We start from the raw sequence: 7,729 nt of genomic DNA on the forward strand, positions 1-7,729 counted from the left end.
TAATTTGAATTGCAATAAACTTTCTATAGATTCCTGCCTGCGCAGGAATGACAATCACACCGTCACCCTGAATGCAGCGAAGGATCTCTCACAAACTTCCAAAAATCACCCCTATTAAATAATTAGACCTTAAAGGTAGTATTATCATACCTTTAAGCTTAATTTATTAAATTATAATTAAAAAAAAACAAAAATAAAGAAGAAAAACACTATAAAACAGCATTATTTTAACTTAACTAATAACAAATCAACTACTTAAAGGAGTTTAAAAATAAAAAATGTATATTTACAATCAATTGGTATTCAATTATTTAAAATTAAATACAAATAAATAATTCTAATTTATCTAAAAAAATGAATGTTTTCCCAATTCAATAATTGCATAATAGAAATTATATATGTAGTTTTGCTTACTAATTGTAATAACAGAAGTTTATTAACCTATTTCAAATTAAAAAGAATATTAATTAAAAAGTAAAAAAATGAAACACTTAAAAAAATTGTCGTTAGCCTTTTTGCTAACTACCCTATTTAGTATCAGTTTTACATCTTGTATTGATACAGACGTAGACCCTGCTGTAGAAGCTATCTATGCTGCACAAGCTGATTTAATTGCTGCACAAAGTGCGGTACAAAATGCTGAGGCTGCTTATTTAACAGCTCAAGCAAATGCTGAACAAGCTGCTGCTGATGAACTTGCTGCAATTACAGCTCGTTACACGGCAATGACTATAATTGAGCTAGAAGAAGCTAGAGCTGCTGCAGATTTAGCTGTTGAAGAAGCTAGAATAGCAATGTTACTAGCACAAGCACAATTTGACCAAGATTTAGCGCAAATTGCTGATGCTATCAGAACAGCTGCGAATGCTGAAGCTGGAAGACATGCTACTGATTATGCAACTGCTATGAGTCAACTTTCCGCTCTAAGAGGTGAGAGATTGACATTAACTCAAGCAATTGCAGACAACCAATTATTCATGCAAAGTACTGCTACAAATGCAGAAATGACTTGGGCAGTTTATTTAGCTAATTTAGAAAGAGACGTTCTTGCAAAAGAAGCAAGCGTTATTGCTAATGAAGAATATATTGTAAGAGCAAATGCATATTTAGGCGATTATGATGCTATGGTAATAGCACTTGATGCAGCTAATGCAGCTGTAACTGCTAAACAAGCAGAAATTCAAGCGTTATTAGATGAAGATACTCAAATAGACACTGATATTGCTGCTGCTGGTACTTTTGATGCTTTTCAAACGGACTATGAAGCTTTATTATTAACTTTAGAAGGTGATGGTTCAGAAACTGCTGCCCCTATTTCTGGGTTAGAAGGAAACTTAGCTTTTTATACAACATCAGCTACTACACTTTCTACTGTTACTATTCCTGGTTTAAATACTACTATTGCTAATTATGATGGTACTACTACAACACTTGGAGGTGTTGTCTCTACTACTGCAACAGCTGAAACTAATGCTGGTGGTGCTATAACTACAGCTGAAGCTGCTTTAGGAACTTCTTTAGGTGCTCCTTCTGCTGGTAATGCTCCTTCTACTCTTACAACATTATATGCTGCTTTATTTAATGCTCAATTAGAAAAAGCTGACGCAACTGCTGCTTTAACTACTTTAGTAGGTATCATTGCTGGTTTAGAAGGTTCTTTACAAACTGCTGCAAATGATTTAAATGCTGCACAAATAACTTATGATGGTGGTATTGTAGCTGTCGATGCTTTAGTAACATCTACTGGAGCTGCAGTATCTACTGCACAAGCTGGTGTTACTACTGCAATTGCTAACTATGAACTTTGGAGAGACCGTTTTGAAGGTGGTACTACTGTAAATGGTGGTTTCTATTGGGAAGATACTTTACCAGCTGTATCTGTTGTTTTAGGTGATACTGTATTAGGTACGCATACTGATGCTTCTGGAGCTGCTACAACTTCTTATGTTAGAGTTGCATCTTGGACTTATAATGATGTTGCACCTGTTGGAGCAGGACCTGAAGATACTTATACTCCACTTACAATTGATACTGCACAACAAGCAACAATTGATGGTGTTGCAGAACTTGCTATTCTTGGTAATGGTACTATAACACAAGGTGATTATGTAACTGCATATCCATTAGCTGGAAACACTGAAACTTACTTTATTGAAGTAGGATTGGATGATGTTTCATATAGTAACTTAGTTCAAATGAATTTAGCTTCTACTGCTTTAGGTAATGAAGATATATTTGATAACCCTCCAGTATTTGGAGATGGTGCTACAGGTGATGCAGATGCATATTCAGTACTTTGGGATGCACAGCTTGCTGAAATAAATGCTCTTGATGCTCAAGCCAATTTTGGTGTAGATTTAGCTGCTAAACAATTAATATATGATGATTTAAAAGCAGTTTATGAAGATGAATTGAATTTATTAGATGCTGCACAACTTTTAGAAGCTAATAAAATTGCTGCTATTGTTGCTCCACAGAGTGCCGTTAATACTGCTGTTACTGCTTTAGGAACTACTTTAGGAACCCCTATCGTTACCTCTACAGTTTCAACAGCTACAACATTATATGCTGCTTTATGGAATGCTGAAATTGCAAACCTAATTGCTGATGCTGCTTTAGCAACTCATTTGGCTACAACTGTACCAATGTACGAAGCACAATTAGCAACTGCAGAAGGAGATTTAGTTACAGCTAACAATATGATATCTGAAATCAATATCTTAATTGTAAGATTAACTGCTGATATTGCTGCATTAACTGCTGAATATGAAGCTTTAGTTGCAACACCTTTATATGCTGCACAACAAGTAAGAATATTAGAAATTGCTGATGAGATTGCGGTATTAACTGCTGAAAAAGCGGTATTAACTACTGAAGCAAGTGCTTTAGCTATCACTATTATGTTTGAAGGTTCTGGTTCTGTAGCTGCTATTGATGCTGCTATTGTTACTGCTCAAGCTGTTATTGATGGAGCTCCAGCATACTTAGCTATAAAAGCTGCACAAATTGCATTAGGTGAAGTTTCTGTTGAAAATTTACAAGCTGCAATTGATAATCAAATGATACAATTAGCTGATTTAGATGCTGAAATAGCAGCCAAAATGATTGAAGCTGATGGTTACTTAGCTTTATTAAATGAGGCATTAGGAAACTAAGATTCTTTAAGTGAAATATATAAGGGCTGTTTAGGCAGCCCTTTATAAAACAAATTTTTAATTCTTAAAGAACTAAGACATATGAAAAAATATTTAATATTAAGCTTTATCCTTCTCATTTCACTTACGAGTGCGAATGCGCAGAGTAAAGATTCAAAATCAAATTGTAAAAGTAGTGATACTTGCAATGTTGTTAAATATGCACCAGAGAAAGGAGATTTTACTGCTGCCATGCTTTTTGGTAGAGGCGCATTTCTAAATGGAGGTCTACAAGTACCAAGTTCTAACGGTTCTGTTTCAGGTATTGCACCCTACGCAAATGACGTAGATGCAAACTCTAACTACATTAGTAATATGGTAGGTGCTGAAGGTAGATATTACGTTACAGATAAATTCGCCCTTACTTTAAGTGGTGGAGCTATTTTTCGTAATACGCCATCACAACTAGCTATACCAGCTGTAATAGATGTAAATGGAAACACTATTATTCAAGGGTACAATGCAGTAATTGCTGATGAACGTGTTGATGCAAATGCTACACTAGGAGTTCAATGGTTATTTAATACAAAAAATGATAGGTTATTCCCTTATGTAGGAGTTGCTTTACCATTTGATTATGCAAGAAGATCATTATTTGATCCAACTATAACTGTCGCTGACAACGGTAATGTAAACATTACTGATTTAACTGCACGCCACATTGATATTACGGCGTTTGGAATACAAGCAGTTGCAGGTGTAGATTATTACGTAGCTAAAGATGTATTCTTTGGTTTCGAAATCAAACCAGTTTCTTATAACTATGCATTTAGTGTAAAATCACCAGCAGATGGTATGATTAAACTAGAAGCAGACACAAATACAACATCATTCTTTGCCCAATTTTCTTTCAAACTTGGGTTCAAATTTTAATTTGTAGGTAAATAAAAATTGATTTAAGGGTTGCGAAAGCAACCCTTTTTTTATGCTTTAACTTTTCTAGTATCAAGAAAAAAAACCAGTAATTAAACATAAAACTTGTCACTAGTTAAATTTTACTAATAATTTAAGTACAATCAATCGGTTGGTTTAACGTAAAATTGACCTAGCAATTTTGAAAAACTCCTTAGCTATTTATTAAAATCTCTTTAGCAAATTTGTGAAACTCCTTAGCAATTTTGAAAAACTACTTAGTAAATAATTTTTTCTCCTTAGTAAATTTAAAAAACACCTTAGTAATTTCTTTAAGCATCAATAAAAAGCAGCAACTCTGTCATCCTGAGCGCAAGACTTTTCCATTGCACTGTAATCCTGAGCCTGTAAAAGAACCCTCTCTATTTCACATTGTACAGTCATTCCTGCGTAGGCAGGAATCCATACAAGCCTTAAATAATTGCGAAAGACTTTATCATTAACACACAAATAAAAAAGACAAACAAACAATTATATGCTATAGATTCCTGCATACGCAGGAATGACAAGGAAAATTACTTATAATCCATTAACAATTGGAACTGTCATCCTGAATCGCAGCAATACGTCATTCCTGCGAAGGCAGGAATCCATACAAGCCTTAAATAAGTGCGCAAGACTTTATCATTAACACCAAAATAAAAAAGACAAACAAACAATTATAATGCTATAGATTCCTGCCTACGCAGGAATGACAAGGAAAATTACTTATAATCCATTAACAATTGGAACTGTCATCCTGAATCGCAGCAATACGTCATTCCTGTGAAGGTAGGAAACCATACTAATCACGCAAAACATCATCATACCAATCAACTGATAAGTCGACCCAATTACTATTATCAGTTTCAATTAATTTAATTTTCCAAGCCCGTTTCCACTTTTTTAAATTCTTTTCTCGTTCAATAGCTTCTTTTACATCTTGAAAGGCTTCAAAATAAACCAATCTGTTTACCCCATACTTTTGAGTAAAGCCTTTTATAATTGCTTTCTTGTGCTCATAAACTCTTCTTTGTAAATCATTTGTTACTCCAATGTATAAAGTACCTCTTATTTTACTTGCTAATAGATAAACGAAATATTGGTGATTTGTTTTCATAGCTATTTTTGGATTCCTGCCTACGCAGGAATGACATATTCATTCTTTTTCTAATGTTATTATACACTAATTCGAACAATTTATTTATAATTCATAGATAATTGTATGCGTTTACGAGCAACATCCACCTCTAAAACTTTAACAATAACTTGTTGATGCAAAGTTACTATTGAACTTACATCACTTACAAATTTATCGGATAAATTGGAAACATGTACCAAGCCGCTTTCTTTAATTCCAATATCAACAAAACAACCAAAATTGGTAATATTATTCACGATGCCTGGCAATAATTGTCCTTCGTGTAAATCATTTATGGTTCTAATATTTTGGTTAAACGTAAATACTTTTGCCTTTTTACGAGGATCTAATCCTGGTTTTTCCAATTCAGAAATAATATCCTTTAACGTAGGCAAACCAATAGTTCCCGTACAATATTTTTGAAGTTCTATTTTTTGAAGTACTACTTTATTTCCAATCAAATCAGAAATTGAGCATTTTTCATCTTTTGCCATTTTTGCAATAATCGGATAACTTTCAGGATGTACCGCGGAATCGTCTAAAGGGTTTTTAGCATTTTTAATTCGTAAAAAACCTGCTCCTTGCTCATACGCTTTGTTTCCTAAACGTGCTACTTTTTTAATTTCGTTTCTTGACGTAAACGCACCGTTTTCATCTCTATAATTTACAATATTCTCAGCCAATTTCGGCCCAATACCTGACACGTAACTCAACAAAGAAACACTTGCCGTATTGATATTGACCCCTATAGAATTTACACAACTTTCTACAACCGTATCTAATGAAGTTTTTAATTTAGTTTGGTCAACATCGTGCTGATATTGCCCAACTCCTATAGATTTTGCATCAATTTTTACCAATTCCGCCAACGGATCAGCCAATCTTCTACCTATTGAAACTGAACCTCTAACAGTGACATCATAATTAGGGAATTCGTCACGAGCAATTTTTGAAGCTGAATAAATACTTGCTCCCGCTTCGCTAACCACAAAAACCTCAACGTCTTTACTAAATCTCATTTTCCGAATTAACTGTTCCGTTTCTCTTGATGCCGTGCCATTTCCAATAGCAATTGCTTCAATTTTATAAGCATCAACTAATGAATTTATCTTTTTCATGGCGCCAATAGCATCATTTTGAGGTGCGTGAGGATAAATAGTTTCATTATACTCTAACCCACCTTGTGCATTTAAACAAACTACTTTACACCCAGATCTAAACCCTGGATCTATAGCCAATATTGTTTTTTCACCTAAAGGAGCGCCTAACAATAATTGTTGCAAGTTTTTCGCAAAAACTTTAATTGCTTCTTCATCTGCTCTTTCTTTTGAACTATTTAAAATTTCATTTGATAGCGCCGGAAATAACAAACGTTTATAAGCATCTTGAATCACTAATTTAATTTGAAAAGCACAATCGTTATTGGAATTAATAATGCTGGCTTCCATTTTCTCCAACGCACGCTCATTGTCAATTTCAACTTTTACGCGAATAAAGCCTTCTTTTTCTGCTCTTAAAATTGCTAAAAATCGATGCGACGGACAGCGATTTAAACTTTCTGACCATTCAAAATAACCGCTATATTTTTGTGCTTTTTCATCCTCTTTTTTTGCCTTTACAACTTTGGTTGTAATACTTGCAAATTTTTCTAACTGATAACGAATATTGTTTCTAATATCTGTACGTTCATTTATCCATTCTGCAATAATAAATCTAGCGCCTTCTAGTGCGTCTTCAATAGATTCAACTTCATTATTTACATATTCTGAAGCTGTATATTCCAAATCATTCACTCGTTGACTCATTATCATTTTAGCCAACGGCTCTAACCCGTTTTTACGAGCAGTTTCAGCCTTTGTCTTACGTTTTTTCTTATAAGGAAGATAAATATCTTCTAATGTTGTTATGTTGGTTGTGGCTTCAATTTTTGATTTTAATTCCTCCGTTAAAACTTCTTGTTCTTCTAACGCTTTTAAAATTGTCACTTTTCGCTTTTCTAACTCTTCAAACTGTGTTTTAAATTTTACAATATCACCTATTTGAACTTCATCTAAATTACCTGTACGCTCTTTTCTATAACGCGAAATAAACGGAATAGTGCAATCTTCATTTAAAAGTTGAATGGTGTTTTCAATAGATTTTGAAGGAAGATTTGTTTGTGACTTTATAAAGTTTAGTAATTGCATTGGCTAAGTATTAGAAAACACAAATATATTGTTTCTAATGTTTTTAAACATACAGAAACCTACAAATAACAATTTTCACTTAAAGTAACGGAGCTTTTTAAAAAAGTAACGGAGCTTTTCAAAAAAGTAACTGAGCTTTTAAAATAAGTAACTGAGCTTTTTAAAAAAGTAACTGAACTTTTTTTCATTTTCTAGGTAGTCTATCTCTAATATGATAAAAGAATATAGTTTTGTTGTACCTGCGAAGGCAGGTATCCATGCGTTGTAATTTGAATTGCAATAAACTTTCTATAGATTCCTGCCTGCGCAGGAATGAC

4 protein-coding genes are annotated in these 7,729 nt (G+C 33.6%); 2 read left to right on the forward strand and 2 right to left on the reverse strand.

The annotated features are described in order from the left end of the window. The first annotated feature begins 482 nt into the window (after positions 1-482). Positions 483-3,155 (forward strand): hypothetical protein, encoded by a 2,673-nt coding sequence (locus Q0352_RS04890; RefSeq protein WP_299524481.1) that lies wholly within the window; start codon positions 483-485, stop codon positions 3,153-3,155. Positions 3,156-3,236: 81 nt separating this feature from the next. Beyond that, on the forward strand, positions 3,237-4,067 hold the full coding sequence (locus Q0352_RS04895; RefSeq protein ID WP_299524484.1) for a BT1926 family outer membrane beta-barrel protein: 831 nt from the start codon (positions 3,237-3,239) through the stop codon (positions 4,065-4,067). A gap of 823 nt (positions 4,068-4,890) precedes the next feature. Here the strand turns inward: Q0352_RS04895 and Q0352_RS04900 are convergent. Beyond that, entirely contained in the window at positions 4,891-5,205 is a 315-nt protein-coding gene (locus Q0352_RS04900) for a GIY-YIG nuclease family protein (protein ID WP_299524487.1), read from the reverse strand. An 80-nt stretch (positions 5,206-5,285) separates the two neighbouring features. After that, positions 5,286-7,412, reverse strand: a complete 2,127-nt coding sequence (locus Q0352_RS04905; RefSeq protein ID WP_299524490.1) for a Tex family protein — start codon at positions 7,410-7,412, stop codon at positions 5,286-5,288. Between the last annotated feature and the right edge of the window lie 317 nt (positions 7,413-7,729).

The sequence above is a fragment of the uncultured Lutibacter sp. genome, from assembly GCF_937891065.1.
GTDB lineage: Bacteria > Bacteroidota > Bacteroidia > Flavobacteriales > Flavobacteriaceae > Lutibacter.

Excerpts from the sequence above, each read along its gene's own strand:
- Q0352_RS04890 (WP_299524481.1), top strand. The coding sequence starts at position 483 with ATGAAACACTTAAAAAAATTGTCGTTAGCCTTTTTGCTAACTACCCTA.
- Q0352_RS04895 (WP_299524484.1), top strand. The coding sequence starts at position 3,237 with ATGAAAAAATATTTAATATTAAGCTTTATCCTTCTCATTTCACTTACG.
- Q0352_RS04900 (WP_299524487.1), bottom strand. The coding sequence starts at position 5,205 with ATGAAAACAAATCACCAATATTTCGTTTATCTATTAGCAAGTAAAATA.
- Q0352_RS04905 (WP_299524490.1), bottom strand. The coding sequence starts at position 7,412 with ATGCAATTACTAAACTTTATAAAGTCACAAACAAATCTTCCTTCAAAA.